Below are 21,669 nucleotides of genomic sequence, written 5' to 3' on the forward strand. Positions count from 1 at the left end.
GATAAGGTGTTTACACCGCCATCCGGCAACAGAGCTATCGCCTAAAAACTACCGAACCAGGCGTAGCTGCTGGAGATTTCCGTCGATATGTAAGTCCGTTTGCAGCCGCGCGATATCACGGCACAGAAACGCCATCTCTTTATGTATTTCGAGTTTCTTACGCCACTTTTCCGGCACGACTTCCAGATGTGCGTAAATCCCTTCCAGATGCTGAAACTGCACGAGTAGCTGTGTTGCGCTCTTGGGACCAATACCTGCAACGCCCGGCACTTTTGAGCTGCTGATCCCGGCCAGTCCCCAATAATCTGGCAATTGCTGAGGCATTACGCCAAATTCTTTCTCAATGAATGGCGCGTCCAGCCAGCGCTTCTGGAAATAGTCGCGAATGCGTAATGTTGGGGAGAGCAACTGGCAATAACCTTTATCTGTCGAAACGATGGTGGCCTGATGTCCAGCCTGGGTGACTTTTACCGCCAGCGTTGCGGCTAAATCATCGGCTTCATTTCCGCTCGAGACCCAACAACAGACGCCGCGCTGTTCAAAAGCGGCGCGTAGGGCGGGCATTTCGTGATGCAATTCGTCGGGCATCGGCGGGCGACCTGCTTTGTAGTCAGGCAGCCGTTGGTGACGCCAACCGCTGTTACGCGCCTCATCATCGAATACCGCCACGGCGTGCGTGGGTTGGCTGTGCACAATCAGCTGATCGAGTGCGTGCTGGCATGTCTCCACACAGGGCGACCCCTGGACGGCGTGAATGCGACGAATGAGATTGAGTGCATCGACAATGAGCAGATGGACGGCCACGGTGTTCTCCCTAACAAATTAGTCTGTAGGGTAACATTCACGACGAGTGGAGACGAGCATTGTGAAATAGTGCTATCCGTAGGCCTGATAAGCGCAGCGCCATCAGGCAATAAAAGCCGGATGCGGCGAGCGCCTTATCCGGCCTACAGATACGAAAATGTGCTGAGAATTAATCGCAGGTAACGATCTTCATCGCCAGACCGCCACGCGAGGTTTCGCGGTATTTGGCGTTCATATCTTTACCTGTCTCGTACATGGTCTCGATAACTTTATCGAGGCATACACGAGGCTCGCTGGTACGGCGCAGCGCCATACGAGCCGCGTTCACCGCTTTCACCGAGGCAATGGCGTTACGCTCAATGCACGGAACCTGAACTTGTCCGGCAACCGGGTCACAGGTCAGACCCAGGTTGTGTTCCATACCGATTTCTGCGGCGATACATACCTGCGTCGGGCTACCGCCCAGCAGTTCTGCCAGACCCGCTGCCGCCATAGAGCACGCCACGCCGACTTCACCCTGACAGCCGACTTCAGCACCCGAAATTGAGGCATTCATCTTGTACAGGGAACCGATGGCGCTCGCGACCAGCATATAGCGTGCCAGTGAGTTAGCGTTCACTTCGCGGATAAACTTGTCATAGTACGCCAGCACTGCAGGAACAATCCCGCATGCGCCGTTCGTCGGGGCGGTAACTACACGTCCACCGGCAGCGTTCTCTTCGTTCACGGCCAGCGCAAACATGTTGATCCAGTCGACAACTGCCATCGGGTCAGTCGTGGTTTTGTCACTGCTAACCAGCATACGACGCAGTGCTGCCGCACGACGCGGAACGCGCAGTTTGCCCGGCAATACACCTTCGGTAGTGATACCGCGTTCAATTCCACTACGCATCACTTCCCAGACGTTTGCAAAGTGCTGTTCCAGCTCTTCTTTGCTGTGCAGGGCTAGCTCGTTCTGCATCATCAGGCCGGAAAGTGACAGGCCGGTTTCCTGACAGTGTCGTTGCAAATCGGCAGCAGATTTATACGGATACGGCACGCTTACCGGATTGTTATTCGGCAAACCAAAGTGTTCTTCATCAACGATAAAACCGCCGCCGATGGAATAGTACGTCTGGCTGTAAATGGCTTTTTCGCCCGCCAGTGCGGTAATACGCATCCCGTTTTCATGCAGTGACAGATTATCCGTATGGAAATTCATGCACTTATCAACCGGGAATTCGACCTCATGTTGACCGTCTGCCAGCAGCAAACGTCCATGGGTATTCACATCCTGGATAAAGGCCGGGATAGCATCAATGTCTACGGTATCCGGCAGATTACCCGCCAGGCCCATAATAATCGCGATGTCGGTATGGTGACCTTTCCCGGTCAGGGACAGAGAGCCATAGACATCAACCACTACGCGGGTTACGTCAGTGAGAATTCCGCGTGCAATCAGGTCATCCGTGAATTGTTTGCCTGCTTTCATCGGGCCAACAGTATGGGAGCTGGAAGGGCCAATGCCGATTTTGAAAATATCGAATACGCTAATCATGAGGCGTCCATTGTGTATCGAGGTGCGCCGCCCCGAAGAGCGGCGCAGGGGAATTAACTGAACAGAGAGTAGAAAATAGCGGAGATAGCGATCAGGCCCATAATCACAACGAACACGTTGCTGATATGGCCGCTGTATTTACGCATTGCCGGTACTTTCTGAATCGCATACATCGGCATCAGGAACAGAATCATCGCGATGATCGGACCACCCAGGGTCTCAATCATACCGAGGATGCTCGGGTTCAGCGTCGCCACAATCCAAGTGGTTACCAGCATGAACAGTGCAGTGATTTTGTTCAGTTTATTGATTTCGATGGACTTGCCTTTGCCACGCAGAGACTTAATTACCATACCGTTGAAACCTTCACGCGCGCCCAGGTAGTGGCCGAGGAAGGATTTGGTGATAGCAATAATCGCGATGATCGGTGCCATCCAGGCAATAATCGGTGCGTTAAAGTGGTTCGCCAGGTAAGACAGGATAGAGATGTTCTGCTCTTTCGCTGCAGCCAGATCCGCCGGAGTCAGGCTGAATACGCAGCTGAAGACGAAGAACATAACGGTCAGTACCATCATGATGTGAGCGAATGCCAGAATCTTGGAGCATTTCTTCTCTGCTTCATCACCGTACTCTTCACGCTTCGCCACGGCGAAGGAGGAGATGATCGGGGAGTGGTTGAAGGAGAACACCATTACCGGAATTGCCAGCCACAGGGTCAGCAGCAGGCCGTTGCCGGTGGTTGCCGCAGAATCAAAGGACAGGGTTTCCAGAATCGCACCGCTCCACTGAGGGATCAGGTACAGTGCCAGCAGCATCAGTGCCGCAACAAACGGGAATACCAGGATGCTCATCGCCTTCACGATCATCTGCTCACCGAAGCGCACGATGGTCATCATGCCGACAATCAGAATCAGAGAGAGGATTGCACGCGGCGGCGGCGTAATCGCCAACTGGTGAGTCAGGAAGCTTTCAACGGTGTTGGTGATTGCAACGCTGTAAACCAGCAGAATAGGGTAGATAGCGAAGAAGTAGAGCAGAGTAATCAGTTTACCTGCGCCAACGCCAAAGTGTTCTTCTACAACTTCAGTGATGTCTTCACCCGGATTTTTACCGGACAACACGAAGCGGGTCAGACCACGGTGAGCAAAGAAGGTCATTGGGAAGGCAAGAATGGCCATGATGATCAGCGGGATCATACCGCCAACGCCTGCGTTAATTGGCAGGAATAATACACCCGCGCCAATCGCCGTGCCGTAAAGGCCCAGCATCCACATGGTGTCTGTCTTGCGCCATGCGCTGCGGGTCTGGCCCGTAACGATAGTGCTGGTTTGCGTGTTTTCCATCTGTTTCTCCTGGAGGAAGCTTAAAAAGTCGGGTTTGGGTTCAATCCAATGAAAAAATACCCAACTGTAAAACGAAATTCGTTTAGCGATTTTTATATAATTTTTCGCCGTAATAATTTTCGGGCGGAAAGATACATTTAAGTAATGAATGTATCAGTGATCGCGATCTCAAATGCAATAATCCACCTTTTATGTGGATAAATTTGGACCATTAATCTGTTAAAAAATAGTCAAAGCGAATTTACGGGCGTGAAGGCTAACATTAACGACATATGGCATGAAAGGCAGGGCGCGAAGATACGAGGGTTGCGCTATAAAAACTGTTGTTTTTAGTGGATTCTGATGACTAATTATAATTTGTGGTGATAAATCACGGTTTACTTTGGAAAGTAATCGTTTGCGTTTCGGGGAGTGTCAGACGAAAGATAATTGATATTTATGTTATTGCGTGAGCTATGTGACTGGTATCACTAAAAAAGCCGGTTGGCTGATGCGCCAAATCCGGCTTTGATATGGACAAAACTGTCACCGGGGTAGCATCAGCTACCCGGTGTTGAAGGTTATGCGCAGATCTCGTAACACGGGATATACGCAGTGCCCGGCAACTTCATACGATGTTGTGCAACAAAGCCCTGCAGGAGATCGTCCATGCGGCGCATCATCTCAGGGTCGCCGTGGATTTTGTACGGGCCAAACTCTTCAATGGCGCGAATGCCGACTTCTTTCACGTTCCCCGCGACAATACCGGAGAATGCGCGACGCAGGTCTGCAGCCAGCACTTCAACAGGCTGGTCTGGATACAGTTTCAGATTCGCCATGTTTTCGTGGGACGGTTCGAACGGCATCTGCAAATCAGGCGCGATACGAATTGACCAGTTAAAGCTGTAGGCATCACCGGTGTCCCGGCGGTTCTCTTTCACCAGCGGCATTGCTTTTTTCATCAGACGAGCGACTTCCGCTGCATCGTCAATGATAATGCGATAGTGACGGCGCGCCTCTTCTCCCAGCGTGTGCACGATAAACTCGTCCAGCACGCGGAAGTAATCTGCGCTCTCTTTTGGTCCGGTCAGGATCAATGGCAGAACCTGATCTTTGTTCGCCGGATTCATCAGGATACCCAGCAGGTACAGCAGCTCTTCTGCAGTCCCCACGCCGCCCGGGAAGATGATAATGCCGTGAGCGATACGGACGAACGCTTCCAGACGTTTTTCAATGTCCGGCATGATGATGAGTTCGTTCACCAGCGGGTTTGGTGGTTCCGCCGCGATAATTGACGGCTCGGTCATACCGATAAAGCGGCTGTCTTTGTAGCGCTGCTGAGCGTGGCCGACCGCGGCACCTTTCATTGGTGCTTCCATCGCGCCCGGACCACACCCGGTGCAGATGTTCAGTTCACGTAGGCCTAACTGAGTGCCCACGCGACGCGCATACAAATATTCGTTCTCGTTGATGGAGTGACCGCCCCAGCAGACGACCATGTTCGGCGCTTCACCGACGTGAAGTGCCCGGGCGTTACGCAGAATGGAGAAGACCAGGTTGGTGATGTGAACCGAGCTTTCGAGATCCAGATGCTGAAAACGACCCGCGTTATGGATCTGGCCATTGACGAAAAGAATGTCGCGCAGGACGGCAAACAGGTTGGCCTGCAGCGCGCGAATGATGCGCCCATCGACAAACGCGTCTTCAGGTGGGTTGATCAGTTCCAGCTTCACACCGCGTTCACGGCGCAGCACGTTAATGTCGAAACTTTCAAAACGAGACAGCAGCTCTTTGCTGTTGTCTGTCAAACTGCCGGAGTTCAGAACGGCAAGCGAACAGTTACGAAACAGTTGATACAGGTCGCTGCTGGCCGTGCGTTTAAGCATATCGACTTCCAGTTGCGACAACATGTCCATTGAGCCAAGCGGGCTAATATGTGTAATCAAGTAAACTCCTTACGGGACGAGAGATATCATCCTCTACTGATTACAATAGCCCTGGCTTATGACCTTTCACAACCTTGCGTGCGGAATCCGGCACGCAAAATTGAGAAAAAAGATTACTGACGCACCAGTCTGCCTGTTGCGGGGGTGAAATCTGTATTGGTGCGCCATGGGTTGATGTCGAGGCCGCCGCGTCGCGTGTAGCGTGCGTATACGCTCAGTTTCTCCGGCTGACAGAAACGCAGCAGGTCATTGAAAATGCGTTCCACACACTGTTCGTGAAATTCATTGTGGTGGCGGAAGGAGACCAGATAGCGCAGCAACTTTTCCCTGTCGATTTTGCGACCACGATACTGAATTTGTATGGAACCCCAGTCAGGCTGGTGGGTGATCAGGCAATTGGATTTCAGCAGATGACTGACCAGCGTCTCTTCTACTACCTTATCGCCGCTCACGGCGTTTTCCAGATAGTCGGTGCTGAACTGGTAGTTATCAATGACGATATCCTGATTGTCGATGCAGGTGCCATTGAAGTGGGCTATCGGCTGCCCTTCCTGTTCGTCAAGACGATAGAGCGCCACGCTGGCATCACCCTGCGCGCAGGCGCGCAGATCGTGTTCCAGCGTCTGACGGACGTGTTCCCATGAGTCAAAACGCGTCTGATTAAAACTGTTCAGATACAGCTTAAAACTTTTTGATTCAATCAGATTAACGCTGGTGTAATCCAGCTCCACATGGCCGACCGCAACCTGCGGTAAACCGTTGGCATTCAGCCATGACAGTTCATACAGCGTCCAGATATCCGCGCCGTGAAAAGGCAGATTATCGGCCTTGAGATCCAGCGGGTCGCGGTTCAGGCTGCGCGGAACACCCTGCAGCAGGCTGGCGTCGTAAATATCCCGGTAATCCGTTGATTTTCCGAGAGTCAGGCCGTCAAGCGCCCGATGATTTTCATAAGAAGACATGTTTCACCGTCATAAACCAGATACACTATGCGACAAGTGTATCCTGGCTTTTGTGAAGAGAGAAATCAGTGGACGAATTGACCGCACAGGCGTTGACAGCCTTTACGACGCGTTATTGCGATGCATGGCATGAAAAAAACAACAGCTGGCCGCTGAGTGAAGAGCTGTATGGCGTACCGTCTCCGTGCATCATCGCCTCCACGAACGATGCGGTGTACTGGCAACCGCAGCCTTTTGTGGGCGAGCCGAATGTAAACGCGGTTGAACGCGCCTTTGAAATTGTGGTACAACCCGCTGTTCATGCGTTTTATACCACCCAGTTTGCCGGGGACATGCACGCACAATTTGCGGATGAGAAACTGACTCTTCTGCAAACCTGGTCTGAAGATGACTTCAGACGCGTACAGGAAAACCTGATCGGCCACCTGGTTACGCAAAAACGCCTTAAGCTCTCTCCTACGCTTTTTATTGCCACACTGGACAATGAACTTGATGTTATTTCAGTGTGCAACTTGTCTGGGGAAGTCTGCAAGGAAACGCTGGGAACCTGTAAACGCACGGTTCTGGCGGCCTCACTTGCGGAATTTCTTACTCAACTTAAGCCTGTTCTGTAATCCAGTTTGCCCTAAGGCGTGTGAGAGATCTCTTACAAACCCTGTAGGAGATTGCCAGGTGATCAGTAAAGACTTCATCGACCGATATAATATTAACTATTTATAATTCAATTGGTTAATGTTTCATTGTCAACTTTCATACGAAAATAATCATTAGGGTATGTCTGTAAGTGTCTTGTAAGACAATGCGAAACAGGCGATTCTATCTCTGTCGACAAGGAGTCGCACAACGAAGTGAACATCAGGATGATGACGCTTCGGCAGGACACACCAGGACGGTGCTGCAAGGACAGGTTTCAGGATGAAGCAAAGAGGAAAACGCAGGAAGCGTTAAAGGACACCTCCAGGATGGAGAACGAGAGCCGGTCAGGATGTTCGGCGGGTCAGGATGGCCAGGGACACTTCAGGATGAAGTTTTCACATCGGGGGCGGTGTGAGCAGGATGCAAATGTTCAGGATGAACGAGGTCGCAAGACCACAGGAAAAGTTGTCACGGATGAGCAGGGAGCACCAAAAGTAGCTGGAATGCTGCGAAACGAACCGGGAGCACTGTTTTTACAGTGCTCCCTTTTTTTATTTCCTTTCTACTAGTGCTATTCTTCGCGCCAGATTTTTCATCATTGAGGTTAATTTCATGACGACTCATGACCGTGTGCGCGAGCAGTTGCATGCGCTTGAAGCACTGCTGCGTGAACATAATCACTGGCGGATGGATGAGCCAGAAGCGCATCTGTTTTCCAGCACGCAGCCTTTTTGTATGGATACCATGGAGCCGGTTGAATGGCTGCAGTGGGTGTTGATTCCCCGCATGCATGCACTGCTTGATAATGCGCAGCCACTTCCGGAAGCGTTCGCTATTGCGCCATATTATGAAATGGCGCTGGCAGCCGATCATCCGCAGCGCGATGTGATCCTGATTGCATTGCAGGATCTGGATGCGCTATTTACCCGTGATGAAGCCTGATGCTGGAAATTCTCTATCAAGACCAATGGCTGGTTGCAGTCAACAAACCTTCGGGCTGGCTGGTTCATCGTAGCTGGCTCGACCGCGATGAGAAAGTGGTGGTAATGCAAACAGTGCGTGACCAGATTGGTCAGCACGTTTTTACCGCCCACCGACTCGACAGACCGACATCCGGTGTGCTGTTGATGGGGCTGTCCAGCGAGGCCGGACGACGGCTGGCACAGCAGTTTGAGCAGCATCAAATCCAAAAACGCTACCATGCGATTGTGCGCGGCTGGCTGATGGATGATGCCGTGCTGGATTATCCGTTGGTGGAAGAGTTGGACAAGATTGCTGATAAATTTTCCCGTGACGACAAAGGCCCACAGCCTGCGGTAACCCACTATCGTGGGCTGGCGACGGTAGAAATGCCCGTGGCAACCGGTCGCTATCCAACTACCCGTTACGGGCTGGTGGAGCTGGAGCCTAAAACCGGTCGTAAACATCAGCTCAGACGTCACTTGGCGCATTTGCGTCATCCGATTATTGGCGATAGTAAGCACGGTGATTTGCGACAAAACCGTAGCGCCGCGGAACATTTTGGCTGCCAGCGCTTAATGCTGCATGCCAGCCAGCTTGAACTTACGCACCCCTTCACCGGTGAACCACTGGTTATTCGTGCCGGGTTAGATAACGTCTGGATGCAGGCGCTATCACAGTTTGGCTGGCGCGGGCTTCTCCCTGAGAATGAAAGGGTTGAGTTCAGCGGGCCATCAGGTCAGGATGAGCAGACAGATTCTTAAGTCCCTGGAGATAAAGGTAATGGCGGAAATTGGTATTTTTGTCGGCACAATGTATGGAAACGCGCTGCTGGTTGCCGAAGAGGCCGAAGCTATCCTCGCGAATCAAGGGCATAAAGCCACGGTTTATGAAGATCCGGAACTGGCGGACTGGGAAAAATACAAAGACAAGTACATCCTGGTCGTAACCTCGACGACGGGACAAGGCGATCTGCCGGACAGCATCGTGCCGCTGTTTCAGGGAATTAAAGACCAGCTGGGTTATCAGCCCGACGTTCACTACGGCATTATTGCGCTCGGGGATAGTTCATATGCCAATTTCTGCGGCGGCGGTAAGCAGTTTGATGCGCTGTTGCAGGAACAGAGCGCCCAGCGTGTCGGTGAGATGCTGCTGATTGATGCCGGTGAACATCCGGAACCGGAAAGCGAATCCAATCCCTGGGTGGAAAACTGGGGAACCTTGCTTAAATAACCTCTCGCCCGCACGGGCATGCAACCCTCATTTGAACCGTAGGCCGGGTCAGGCGAAGCCGCCACCCGGCAATAAAACCCCAATTACGTGAACTAACTTCCACTGCTTTGGGCTTATGCCCCAAACAACTTCTCACTGCCTCTCTAATGTTGTGTTCCTGCACGGTGAGGGAAAGAGGCACTCCTTCATATACTTTTCCCGTCAGTTCCCGGAAAGGCAGCGAGTCAGAATAAAACGGCCCCGAGCTGTACCAAAACTGCCCCACACTAACCTCTCATTCTGATCACCCTACAGGTGCTGTACAGAATGAACTGGCGAAAGCCAAGATTCAGGAGTGCAACAATGAGTTCATTAAGTCAGGCGGCGAGCAGCGCGGAAAAACGCACTAACGCTCGCTACTGGATAGTGGTGATGTTGTTTATCGTCACATCCTTCAACTACGGCGACCGCGCCACGTTATCCATTGCCGGTTCAGAAATGGCCAAAGATATTGGTCTGGATGCGGTCGGAATGGGCTATGTATTTTCCGCTTTTTCATGGGCCTATGTTATCGGCCAGATCCCCGGCGGCTGGCTGCTTGACCGCTTTGGTTCAAAGCGCGTTTATTTCTGGTCCATCTTTATCTGGTCCATGTTTACCTTGCTGCAAGGCTTCGTCGATATCTTTAGCGGCTTCGGCATTATCGTTGCGCTGTTTACCTTACGCTTCCTCGTGGGGCTAGCTGAAGCCCCCTCCTTCCCCGGCAACAGTCGCATTGTGGCGGCGTGGTTCCCGGCGCAGGAAAGGGGCACGGCGGTCGCTATCTTTAACTCTGCGCAATACTTTGCCACCGTTATCTTCGCGCCAATCATGGGCTGGCTGACCCACGAAGTGGGTTGGTCTCACGTGTTCTTCTTTATGGGTGGACTCGGGATCATCATCAGCTTTGTCTGGCTGAAAGTGATTCACGAACCGAACCAGCATCCGGGTGTAAACCAAAAAGAGCTGGAGTACATTGCCGAAGGTGGGGCGCTGATCAACATGGATCAGGCGGCAGCCAAAGCTAAAGTTCCGTTCAGCGTGAAATGGGGGCAAATCAAACAGTTGTTGGGTTCCCGCATGATGATCGGTATCTACATCGGCCAGTACTGTATCAACGCGCTGACCTACTTCTTTATCACCTGGTTCCCGGTTTATCTGGTACAGGCGCGCGGTATGTCGATCCTGAAAGCGGGATTTGTCGCATCGGTCCCGGCTATTTGCGGATTCGCCGGCGGCGTGCTCGGCGGCATTATTTCCGACTGGCTGATGCGCCGCACCGGTTCGCTGAATATCGCCCGTAAAACGCCAATCGTGTTGGGTATGTTGCTGTCAATGGTGATGGTGTTCTGTAACTACGTCAACGTTGAATGGATGATTATCGGCTTTATGGCGCTGGCCTTCTTCGGTAAAGGTATTGGTGCGCTGGGCTGGGCGGTAATGGCAGACACGGCCCCCAAAGAAATTAGCGGCCTGAGCGGCGGTCTGTTCAACATGTTCGGTAATATCTCCGGCATCGTGACACCGATTGCTATCGGCTACATTGTGGGCACGACGGGGTCGTTTAATGGTGCCTTGATTTACGTTGGAGTGCATGCGCTGATCGCCGTGGTGAGCTATCTGGTGCTGGTCGGCGATATTAAACGTATCGAACTGAAACCTGTCGCAGGACAATGATGATGACAACACAATCGAGTCCCGTTATTACCGACATGAAGGTCATCCCGGTGGCCGGTCATGACAGCATGCTGCTCAATATTGGTGGTGCGCATAACGCCTGGTTTACCCGCAATATCGTGGTCCTTACCGATAACGCCGGACACACCGGTGTGGGCGAAGCGCCGGGCGGTGAAGTGATCTATCAAACGCTGGTGGATGCTATTCCGCAGGTGTTAGGCCAGGAAGTAGCCCGCCTGAATAAGGTGGTCCAGCAGGTGCATAAAGGCAATCAGGCTGCTGACTTTGATACCTTCGGCAATGGCGCCTGGACATTTGAGTTGCGCGTCAATGCGGTGGCGGCGCTGGAAGCCGCGCTGCTGGATCTGCTGGGCAAAGCGCTGAATGTACCGGTCTGTGAACTGTTAGGTCCGGGTAAGCAGCGTGATGCAGTGACCGTGCTCGGTTATCTGTTCTATGTCGGCGATCGCACCAAAACCGATCTGCCGTATCTGGAAAGTACGCCGGGAAACCATGAGTGGTATCACCTGCGTCATCAGCAAGCGATGAACAGTGAGGCGGTGGTACGTCTGGCTCAGGCTTCGCAGGATCGCTACGGCTTTAAAGATTTCAAACTGAAGGGCGGTGTGTTGCCGGGTGAGCAAGAAATTGAAACCGCCCGTGCGCTGAAAGCATGCTTCCCGGAGGCACGTATTACGGTGGACCCTAACGGTGCCTGGCTACTGGATGAAGCGATCGCCTTGTGCAAAGGGCTGAATGATGTTCTGACCTACGCCGAAGATCCGTGCGGCGCTGAACAGGGATTTTCCGGGCGTGAAGTGATGGCCGAGTTCCGCCGCGCGACCGGTTTGCCGGTAGCAACCAACATGATTGCCACCAACTGGCGCGAAATGGGCCACGCGGTAATGCTGAATGCAGTCGATATTCCGCTGGCCGATCCGCACTTCTGGACGCTTTCCGGCGCGGTACGCGTGGCACAGTTGTGCGATGACTGGGGCCTGACCTGGGGATGCCATTCCAATAACCACTTTGATATTTCGCTGGCCATGTTCACTCACGTCGGTGCGGCAGCGCCGGGCAATCCGACAGCCATCGACACGCACTGGATTTGGCAGGAGGGCGATTGCCGTCTGACGAAGAATCCGCTGGAAATAAAGAACGGAAAAATTGCGGTTCCAGATGCACCCGGTCTGGGTGTGGAACTGGACTGGGATCAGGTGCAGAAAGCGCATGAAGCCTATAAGGCATTGCCCGGCGGTGCGCGTAATGACGCAGCACCGATGCAGTATCTGATCCCCGGATGGACTTTTGACCGTAAACGTCCCGTTTTCGGCCGTCACTGATTTTGAATAAGGACACGATAATGAGCGCACAATTTTCTACCCCAGTAGTGACCGCTATGCAGGTGATCCCGGTTGCGGGCCACGACAGCATGCTGATGAACCTGAGCGGCGCACATGCCCCGTTCTTCACGCGTAATATTGTGATTATCAAAGATAATTCTGGTCATACCGGGGTGGGTGAAATTCCCGGTGGCGAGAAAATTCGTCAGACTCTGGAAGATGCGATTCCGCTGGTGGTGGGCAAAACGTTAGGTGAATACAAAAACGTACTGAATACGGTACGCAATACCTTTGCCGATCGGGATGCCGGTGGGCGTGGTTTGCAGACCTTCGATTTACGTACCACTATTCATGTGGTTACCGGGATCGAAGCGGCAATGTTGGATCTGTTAGGCCAGCACCTGGGGGTGAATGTCGCGTCTCTGCTGGGTGATGGTCAGCAGCGTAGCGAAGTGGAAATGTTGGGGTATCTGTTCTTCGTCGGCAACCGTAAAGCGACGCCGCTGCCGTACCAGAGCCAGCCGGATGAGAAGTGCGACTGGTATCGTCTGCGCCATGAAGAGGCCATGACCCCGGATGCGGTAGTGCGCCTGGCCGAAGCCGCATATGAGAAATATGGTTTTAACGACTTTAAACTGAAAGGTGGCGTGCTGGCAGGGGAAGAGGAAGCGGAATCTATCGTCGCGTTGGCGAAGCGTTTCCCGCAGGCCCGCGTAACGCTCGATCCCAACGGCGCCTGGTCGCTAAATGAAGCGATCAAGATCGGTAAGTATCTGAAAGGATCGCTGGCTTATGCTGAAGATCCCTGCGGCGCGGAGCAGGGGTTCTCTGGGCGTGAAGTGATGGCGGAATTCCGCCGCGCTACGGGCCTGCCGACGGCGACTAATATGATCGCTACCGACTGGCGTCAGATGGGGCACACGCTGTCGTTGCAGTCGGTGGATATTCCGCTGGCTGACCCGCATTTCTGGACTATGCAGGGGTCTGTTCGCGTGGCGCAGATGTGTCATGAGTTTGGCCTCACCTGGGGTTCACACTCTAACAACCACTTTGATATTTCGCTGGCGATGTTCACTCATGTCGCGGCAGCAGCGCCGGGTAAAATTACGGCCATTGATACCCACTGGATCTGGCAGGAAGGTAACCAACGCCTGACCAAAGAACCGTTCGACATTAAAGGCGGCATGGTACAGGTACCAGCGAAGCCGGGTCTGGGTGTAGAACTGGATATGGACCAGGTGATGAAAGCGCACGAGCTGTACCAGCAACACGGCCTGGGAGCGCGTGATGACGCGATGGGAATGCAGTACCTGATCCCGAACTGGACCTTTGATAATAAACGCCCATGCATGGTGCGCTAAGCGTTATGCCGGTTCTGACAGGAACCGGCACATCTCCAGGTGTATGATTAACAGAATCAACATGCGTAAGGACGGCTTATGAAAATAGTAATTGCACCGGATTCTTATAAAGAGAGTTTGAGTGCGCTTGAGGTGGCAACTGCCATTGAACAGGGTTTTCGTGAGATCTGGCCTGATGCGGATTACGTAAAGATACCGGTCGCTGATGGTGGTGAAGGAACGGTCGAAGCGATGGTTGCCGCTACGGCGGGCCACCTTGTGCATGTTGATGTTACGGGTCCCCTGGGAAGTAAGGTACGGGCATTTTATGGGTTATCGGGAGATGAGCGCTCAGCGTTTATCGAGATGGCGGCCGCCAGTGGGTTAGAGCGGGTTCCGGCAGGGTTACGCGATCCGCTGAAAACCACCTCATGGGGGACCGGAGAGTTGATTCGCCATGCGCTGGATGCGGGGGTGGAGCATATCATCATCGGGATTGGCGGTAGCGCGACTAATGATGGTGGCGCCGGTATGGTGCAGGCTCTGGGCGCCAAATTGCTGGATGCGCAGAATAACCAGATTGCACAAGGCGGGATCGGCCTGGAAGCGCTCACCAGGATAGATATTTCAGCGTTAGATAAGCGCCTTGCTACCTGTCGTATTGAAGTGGCCTGCGATGTCACGAATCCGCTGACCGGTAAAGAGGGCGCTTCTGCAGTATTTGGTCCGCAAAAAGGGGCAACGCCAGAGATGATTACCCGTCTGGATAATGCGCTGACGCACTATGCGCAACTGATTGCCCGCGATCTGGACGTTAACGTGCTGGATCTGGCCGGTGGAGGCGCTGCCGGAGGCATGGGAGCCGCACTGTATGCGTTTTGCGGCGCGCAGCTACGCCGTGGTATCGAGATAGTGACGGATGCGTTACACCTTGATGACTGCGTTGCGGATGCAGATTTAGTTGTGACCGGGGAAGGGCGTATTGATAGTCAGACGATCCATGGCAAAGTCCCGGTTGGCGTAGCGAACGTTGCAAAGCGATATAACAAGCCCGTCATTGGTATTGCAGGCAGCCTGACGCCAGATGTTGGCGTGGTGCATGAGCATGGAATTGACGCCGTGTTTAGCGTGATTTATACCATTTGCTCGCTGGATGAGGCACTGGATAATGCGAGTGAAAATGTGCGGATGACGGCACGAAACGTGGCCGCAACGCTTAAAGCAGGGCAGCAATTACGCTGAGGCGTTGGCCGGATAAGGCGTTTACGCCGCATCCGGTGATGTGCCCGATGCGCGGCGCTTATCGGGCCTACGGTAAATAGCAAAACCTGTAGGCCGGATAAGGCGTTTACGCCGCATCCGGCGAATATCACCCCAATATCCGTTTTGCTTCCCGCGCGACGTTGTCCATCTCATCAAGAAGCTCTAAAAACTCTGGTTCAAGCTCTTCTTCTTTGGTCCCGCTACGTAACTGCTGCTCAATGAGCTGGCACAGGTTTTTCATGCGGGGAACCCCGCTGTAACCGCAGCTGCCGTGTAGTTTATGAATCAAATCCACTAACCCTTCAGGGTTTTCGCCCACCAGTTGCTCTTCAATTCTGTTACGGACTTCAGGCAAGAAATCGATCAGCATTTGTAGCATATCCCGCGCCAGATCGTTTTTACCGGCAGCCTGTCTCAACGCCAGTTGCCAGTCGAGGGTCGTATTCGGGTTGACCACGGGTTCAGGGGGTTCCGCCACGATAGTCCGGGCTGATGTGCCGGCACCGGGCTTATAGCGCAACAGCAAACTGTGCAATTTATCTTCTTCTATCGGCTTAGCCAGGTAGTCGTTCATTCCGGCGCTGAGTAATTTCTCTTTTTGCCCTGCCATGGCATGTGCCGTTACCGCAATAACCGGTGTCTGCTGCTGGTGGGGAAGCTGATGGATCAGTTCGCAGGCACGAATACCGTCCATGTCCGGCATCTGGATATCCATCAGGATCAGATCAAACTGCATTTGTTTGGCTCTGTCCACCGCCTGCTGCCCGCTGTCGCACAGCTCGACGTGCTGTACCTTATCTTCAAGCAATGCGCCGATGAGCTTCAGGTTCGCCGGGTTGTCGTCCACCGCCATCACGGTCATCGCAATCTTGCTTTCATCTAACAATTGGAGCTCTGACCCTTGGTTCAGGTGGCAATATTCGGTTAACGCAGGCAGCAATCGGGTTGAGGTGAGCGGTTTTAACAGACATGCAGCCGCGCCGCCTTGCTTTAATTTTTCAGCGTTTATCTGCGCATGGCAAGGCAGCGCCAGCAACAGGAAATCGGTCATCGCGGCTGCGCTTGCCAGCCGTTCATGCTGCATGGTGAGCGGCTCGCGTAAAGTGACGGGTACACCAAGTAGCAGGATATCGTAGTGTTCTGCCGGTAATGCAGAGAATGAAGGGCTGTAAATCACCTCCAGTTGCGTTTCACTCAAGATATCCAACGTGCATTGCGCGGCGGTAGCATTTGGTTCAACGTAAGCCAGTCGTTTACCGGCCAGACAGCGGGGGGTTGAACGATCGCTGAGAACATTAGGATTGAGATCAAGACTGATATGGAACCAGAAGGTGGAACCGCGATTTGGTTGGCTATGGAACGAGATATCCCCGCCCATTTCATTGACCAGTTTTTGCGTGATCACAAGGCCAAGTCCGGTACCGCCGTGGCGGCGCGAAATGCTGGCATCAGCCTGACGGAAAGCCTGGAACAGACGTGACTGATCGCGCTCCGGGATACCAATACCGGTATCGCGGATTTGAACTTCAATCTGGACTTTGGTGTTACTGAGCGCGCGTTTTTCAACCAGAATGTCGATATTACCGCTCTCGGTAAATTTGATGGCATTGCCGACCAGGTTGGTAATGACCTGTTGCAAGCGCAGCGGGTCGCCAATCACATTGTCCGGAACGTCATTTTTAATATTCAGTGTTAGCTCAAGCCCTTTATCATGGGAGGAGTGCGCTAACAGCGTTACGACGTCATCCAGTGTGCTGCGCAGCGGGAACGGTATGCTTTCCAGAATCAGTTTACCCGCTTCCAGTTTAGAGAAGTCGAGCACATCATTGATGATAGCGAGCAGGTTGTTGGCAGAGCGTTCAATCGTATTCAGGTGATCGCGCTGAGTGGTATTTAACTCGGTTTTCAGTGTCAGGCGTGTAAAGCCAATGACACCGTTTAGCGGTGTACGTAGCTCGTGAGACATGTTCGCCAGGAACTCTGATTTAATACGTGCAGCTTCCTGAGCGCGTTTCTTTGCCAGATCCAGCTCAACGTTCTGGATCTCCATCTGCTCCAGCGTTTCGCGCAGATCTGAAGTCGCCTGATCGATATTGTGCTGCATCTCTTCATGGTAGGCGGCGAGAGACATCGCCATCGAGTTGATGCCATTCTTCAGCATATCCAGTTCGCCCAACATGAAACCTTCCACGCGGCTATCGAGCTGACCTCTACGTATTCGGTCTACGGTATTCACCATGTTGCGAATTGGGCCGGTCACGTCACGCATCAGACGCCAGCCGAAAATTAACGCAATACCAATACAAAACAGCATCATGACGCTGGAGATAAAGATCTCTTTGTACTGCTGTAATCGCACGGACTTGAGGTCCAGTTCAAGCGCCACATACCCCAACATATTTTTGGTGTTCTTCGCATCGCTTACGGCAGACTCATCCGGTGAATAGCTTTCCGATATAATAGGGGTGCGCAGGATCATGATATCCCCGTGCCGGGTTACGCTCAGCTTTCGCGGAAATGGCGATCCGGTAGCCAATTGCATCTCTGACGGATCAAGATGAAAGTTGGAGGTGACGAACAGTCGGTTATTTTCGTCATAGACGGAAATTGCCCGCACAATATCGGAATGGCGACGATGCAACACGCTGATAAGCTGGCCGATGGATTCCCGGTTTTGCAAGTTCATGCCGTATTCGCTGGATACCGCGAGTGGCTCGATGATGCTGGCACCAGCATCTTCCAGTTGACGCTGCAAGTCGTTATAGCGATGCACAACAAAAAAGATACTGAGCAGCAAACCTATCAGGACGGTCGGGGCCAGGATCAGAATCATCATGCGTGCGCGCAGGCTGTAGTTGGTCATGGAGTTCCGTTATGGGACAATTAGGGTCACACTGTTAAATAGAGAAAATTCTCGTCGATGGCGCAATTCTACTCTGCAAAACGACGCGTGACGACGCGTCAGATCATAACCGTTACCGTCAATGACCTTGATTCTTTTGGTCAGGGCGTTGCTCGTCACAACGGGAAAGCCCTGTTTATACCGGAATTGCTGCCTCAGGAAAGCGCAGAAGTGGTGATTACTGAAGATAAAAAACAGTTTGCCCGTGCGCAAGTCAAACGTCGTTTAAACGACAGTTCGGAACGTGAAGCGCCACGTTGTCCACATTTTGGGGTCTGTGGTGGCTGTCAACAGCAGCACGCCAGCATCTCGTTGCAGCAGCGTAGCAAAAGTGCGGCGTTATCGCGTTTAATGAAATGTGAGGTGACGGAAGTTATCGCCGATACCCCGTGGGGTTATCGACGCCGCGCGCGTTTAAGTCTGAACTATCGCTCGAAAGAGCAGCAATTGCAGATGGGATTTCGCAAGTCCGGCTCCAGCGACATTATCGATGTGCAGCAATGCCCTATTTTAGTGCCCCAACTTGAGGCGCTGCTGCCTGAAATTCGGGCATGCCTGCAGAGTCTGCAGGGGCTGCGTCACTTGGGGCATGTCGAATTGGTGCAGGCTGGAAGTGGAACCCTGATGATTTTGCGCCACACTGCGCCACTGAATACCGCGGATAAAGAAAAACTGGAACGCTTTTCGCATTCTCAGGGACTGTCTTTGTTTCTGGCTCCGCAAAGCGAGATACTGGAATCAAATTCAGAAGAATCGCCCTGGTATGATTCAAATGGACTACGTTTAACCTTCAGCCCGCGTGATTTTATCCAGGTCAATGAAGGGGTAAACCAGAAAATGGTTTCCTGTGCGCTGGAATGGCTGGATGTGCAGCCAGAGGACCGAGTGCTCGATTTGTTCTGTGGTATGGGGAACTTTACGTTGCCGTTGGCCGTACGAGCAGCGAGCGTTGTGGGTGTTGAAGGTGTCCCTGCGCTGGTGGAAAAAGGCCGGGAAAATGCGCGGAATAACGGACTACACAATGTGACATTCTTTCATGAAAACCTTGAAGAAGATGTCACCAAACAACCATGGGCAAAAAACGGATTTGACAAAGTATTGCTCGATCCTGCGCGTGCGGGGGCTGCCGGTGTGATGCAACATATTATAAAATTAAACCCTGGCCGCGTTGTTTATGTATCCTGTAATCCTGCTACGCTGGCTCGTGACAGCGAAGCGTTACTCAATGCAGGATATACCGTTCGGCGACTGGCGATGCTCGATATGTTCCCGCACACTGGACATCTGGAATCGATGGTCCTGTTTGAGCGTTTGTAATGAATTTTATACCCATTGGATTTCGGGTTGTCACGCAGCGTGAAAGACAATGGGTACGGCTTGTCGACTTCGACAGGCCAGGCCCCTTAAGGAGAGGACGATGGTTGCGGTAAGAAGTGCACATATAAATAAAGCTGGTGAGTTTGATCCCAAGAAATGGATCGCGAGTCTGGGGATCTCCAGCCAGCAGTCGTGTGAACGCTTAGCCGAAACCTGGGCGTATTGCCTGCAGCAGACACAGGGGCATCCGGATGCGGATCTGCTGCTGTGGCGTGGCGTCGAAATGGTGGAAATACTCTCCATGCTGAGTATGGATATCGACACGCTGCGAGCGGCGATGCTGTTCCCTCTGGCGGATGCCAATGTGGTGAGTGAAGACATCCTGCGCGAGAGCGTAGGCTCGTCAATCGTTAATCTTATCCATGGTGTGCGTGATATGGCGGCAATACGCCAGCTAAAAGCCACGCATACCGACTCCGTCTCTTCCGAGCAGGTTGATAACGTTCGTCGCATGCTGCTGGCAATGGTCGACGACTTCCGCTGTGTGGTCATCAAGCTGGCGGAACGTATTGCTCATCTGCGAGAAGTGAAAGACGCGCCGGAAGATGAACGCGTGCTGGCGGCAAAAGAGTGCACCAATATTTATGCCCCGCTGGCTAACCGATTAGGCATCGGGCAATTAAAATGGGAGCTGGAAGATTACTGCTTCCGCTACCTGCACCCAGCCGAATACAAACGCATTGCTAAACTGCTGCATGAACGTCGTATCGACAGAGAACACTACATCGACGAGTTTGTGGAGCATCTGCGTTCAGAGATGAAAACCGAAGGTGTAAAAGCCGAGGTGTACGGGCGTCCGAAGCATATTTACAGCATCTGGCGCAAAATGCAGAAGAAGCAGTTGGCTTTTGACGAACTGTTCGATGTGCGCGCGGTGCGTATCGTGGCTGAGCGTTTGCAGGATTGCTATGCCGCGCTGGGGATCGTGCACACTCACTATCGCCATCTGCCTGATGAGTTCGATGACTACGTTGCCAATCCAAAGCCTAACGGTTACCAGTCAATCCATACGGTTGTGCTGGGGCCAGGCGGTAAAACCATTGAAATCCAGATCCGTACCAAACAGATGCACGAAGATGCCGAGCTGGGCGTTGCCGCGCACTGGAAGTACAAAGAAGGTACCGCTTCAGGCGCTGCGCGTTCTGGTCATGAAGACCGCATTGCGTGGCTGCGTAAACTGATAGCCTGGCAGGAAGAGATGGCGGATTCCGGTGAAATGCTGGATGAAGTGCGAAGCCAGGTCTTTGACGACAGAGTTTACGTCTTTACGCCAAAAGGCGATGTCGTGGACTTACCGGCGGGCTCAACGCCGCTCGATTTTGCTTATCACATCCACAGTGATGTGGGGCATCGTTGCATTGGCGCGAAAATTGGCGGGCGCATCGTACCGTTTACCTATCAGCTGCAGATGGGCGATCAAATTGAAATCATCACCCAGAAACAGCCAAACCCAAGCCGTGACTGGTTGAACCCTAACCTTGGCTACGTAACCACCAGTCGTGGGCGTTCGAAGATCCACGCCTGGTTCCGTAAACAGGACCGTGATAAGAACATCCTTGCTGGCCGCCAGATCCTTGACGATGAACTGGCGCATTTAGGTATTAGCCTGAAAGAGGCGGAAAAACACCTGCTACCGCGCTACAGCTTCAATGAGTTGGATGAACTGCTGGCGGCGATTGGTGGAGGAGACATCCGCCTCAACCAGATGGTGAACTTCCTGCAGGCGCAGTTTAATAAACCCAGCGCTGCCGAACAGGATGCCGCCGCGCTGAAACAGCTTCAGCAGAAAACGCAGGCACCGCAGAGTCGTCGTAAAGACGACGGTCGTGTGGTGGTGGAAGGGGTAGGTAACCTGATGCACCATATCGCGCGCTGCTGCCAGCCGATTCCAGGCGATGAGATTGTCGGGTTTATTACCCAGGGACGCGGTATTTCCGTGCACCGGGCGGATTGTGAACAGCTGGCTGAGCTGCGCTCACATGCGCCGGAACGTATTGTTGATGCGGTCTGGGGTGAAAGCTACTCAGCGGGGTATTCGCTGGTGGTTCGTGTCCAGGCCAACGATCGCAGCGGCTTGTTACGTGATATCACCACGATTCTCGCCAACGAGAAAGTAAACGTGCTGGGGGTTGCCAGCCGTAGCGATACCAAACAACAGTTGGCCACCATTGATATGACCATCGAAATTTACAACCTGCAGGTGCTCGGACGCGTGCTCGGCAAACTGAACCAGGTGCCGGATGTGATCGACGCGCGTCGCTTGCACGGTAATTAATTATTTTGTAGGCCGGATGATCTTGTCGGCCTGATAAAACGCGTTAGCGTTGCTATCAGGCGTTGCTATGTTGC

Annotated in this window: 16 protein-coding genes; 10 read left to right on the forward strand and 6 right to left on the reverse strand. The window is 52.9% G+C overall.

Translation table 11 applies throughout. The features are described 5' to 3' along the window. Window positions 1-48 precede the first annotated feature (48 nt). The 5 genes from xni to queF form a co-directional block, all read right to left on the reverse strand. Window positions 49-804 (reverse strand): flap endonuclease Xni, encoded by a 756-nt coding sequence (xni, locus tag RYZ59_RS06460; protein WP_318045720.1) that lies wholly within the window; start codon window positions 802-804, stop codon window positions 49-51. 169 nt (window positions 805-973) lie between these two features. Beyond that, on the reverse strand, window positions 974-2,341 hold the full coding sequence (locus RYZ59_RS06465; protein WP_137382729.1) for an L-serine ammonia-lyase: 1,368 nt from the start codon (window positions 2,339-2,341) through the stop codon (window positions 974-976). 53 nt (window positions 2,342-2,394) lie between these two features. Then, window positions 2,395-3,684 carry an HAAAP family serine/threonine permease gene (locus RYZ59_RS06470; RefSeq protein ID WP_005130942.1) on the reverse strand — a complete coding sequence of 430 codons (1,290 nt, stop codon included), beginning with the start codon at window positions 3,682-3,684 and terminating at the stop codon, window positions 2,395-2,397. 560 nt (window positions 3,685-4,244) lie between these two features. Then, window positions 4,245-5,609, reverse strand: a complete 1,365-nt coding sequence (ppnN, locus tag RYZ59_RS06475; protein ID WP_005130941.1) for a nucleotide 5'-monophosphate nucleosidase PpnN — start codon at window positions 5,607-5,609, stop codon at window positions 4,245-4,247. A 113-nt stretch (window positions 5,610-5,722) separates the two neighbouring features. Continuing rightward, entirely contained in the window at window positions 5,723-6,571 is an 849-nt protein-coding gene (gene queF, locus RYZ59_RS06480) for an NADPH-dependent 7-cyano-7-deazaguanine reductase QueF (protein WP_318045721.1), read from the reverse strand. A gap of 68 nt (window positions 6,572-6,639) precedes the next feature. Here queF and syd point away from each other — a divergent pair, with 68 nt between their 5' ends. The 8 genes from syd (at window position 6,640) to RYZ59_RS06520 (ending at window position 15,020) form a co-directional block, all read left to right on the forward strand. Beyond that, a complete protein-coding gene (gene syd, locus RYZ59_RS06485; RefSeq protein ID WP_318045722.1) occupies window positions 6,640-7,185 on the forward strand; it encodes a SecY-interacting protein in 546 nt (181 codons plus the stop codon). Between the two features lie 634 nt (window positions 7,186-7,819). Then, the gene (locus RYZ59_RS06490) at window positions 7,820-8,149 is read left to right on the forward strand and encodes a YqcC family protein (RefSeq protein ID WP_318045723.1); all 330 of its coding nucleotides are present in this window, start codon (window positions 7,820-7,822) and stop codon (window positions 8,147-8,149) included. After that, window positions 8,149-8,931, forward strand: a complete 783-nt coding sequence (gene truC, locus RYZ59_RS06495; protein ID WP_318045724.1) for a tRNA pseudouridine(65) synthase TruC — start codon at window positions 8,149-8,151, stop codon at window positions 8,929-8,931. Before RYZ59_RS06490 ends, truC begins: the two co-directional genes overlap by 1 nt. A gap of 19 nt (window positions 8,932-8,950) precedes the next feature. Continuing rightward, entirely contained in the window at window positions 8,951-9,400 is a 450-nt protein-coding gene (locus tag RYZ59_RS06500) for a flavodoxin (RefSeq protein WP_271441045.1), read from the forward strand. Between the two features lie 342 nt (window positions 9,401-9,742). Continuing rightward, entirely contained in the window at window positions 9,743-11,095 is a 1,353-nt protein-coding gene (gene gudP / locus RYZ59_RS06505) for a galactarate/glucarate/glycerate transporter GudP (protein ID WP_137382735.1), read from the forward strand. A 2-nt stretch (window positions 11,096-11,097) separates the two neighbouring features. Then, the gene (locus tag RYZ59_RS06510; protein ID WP_318045725.1) at window positions 11,098-12,438 is read left to right on the forward strand and encodes an enolase C-terminal domain-like protein; all 1,341 of its coding nucleotides are present in this window, start codon (window positions 11,098-11,100) and stop codon (window positions 12,436-12,438) included. 20 nt (window positions 12,439-12,458) lie between these two features. Then, window positions 12,459-13,799, forward strand: coding sequence for a glucarate dehydratase (gudD, locus tag RYZ59_RS06515; RefSeq protein WP_202037889.1), 1,341 nt, complete (start codon window positions 12,459-12,461; stop codon window positions 13,797-13,799). Window positions 13,800-13,877: 78 nt separating this feature from the next. After that, window positions 13,878-15,020 (forward strand): glycerate kinase, encoded by a 1,143-nt coding sequence (locus RYZ59_RS06520; RefSeq protein ID WP_202037890.1) that lies wholly within the window; start codon window positions 13,878-13,880, stop codon window positions 15,018-15,020. Between the two features lie 127 nt (window positions 15,021-15,147). Here RYZ59_RS06520 and barA read toward each other — a convergent pair whose 3' ends face one another. Then, the gene (gene barA / locus RYZ59_RS06525; RefSeq protein WP_318045726.1) at window positions 15,148-17,904 is read right to left on the reverse strand and encodes a two-component sensor histidine kinase BarA; all 2,757 of its coding nucleotides are present in this window, start codon (window positions 17,902-17,904) and stop codon (window positions 15,148-15,150) included. Window positions 17,905-17,961: 57 nt separating this feature from the next. On the opposite strand from barA, the gene rlmD reads away from it, so the two are divergent. After that, window positions 17,962-19,260, forward strand: a complete 1,299-nt coding sequence (gene rlmD, locus RYZ59_RS06530) for a 23S rRNA (uracil(1939)-C(5))-methyltransferase RlmD (RefSeq protein ID WP_318045727.1) — start codon at window positions 17,962-17,964, stop codon at window positions 19,258-19,260. A gap of 100 nt (window positions 19,261-19,360) precedes the next feature. Further along, on the forward strand, window positions 19,361-21,595 hold the full coding sequence (gene relA, locus RYZ59_RS06535) for a GTP diphosphokinase (RefSeq protein WP_318045728.1): 2,235 nt from the start codon (window positions 19,361-19,363) through the stop codon (window positions 21,593-21,595). The last annotated feature ends 74 nt before the right edge of the window (window positions 21,596-21,669 follow it).

Source organism: Citrobacter sp. HN-141, assembly GCF_033341895.1.
Taxonomy (GTDB): domain Bacteria; phylum Pseudomonadota; class Gammaproteobacteria; order Enterobacterales; family Enterobacteriaceae; genus Citrobacter.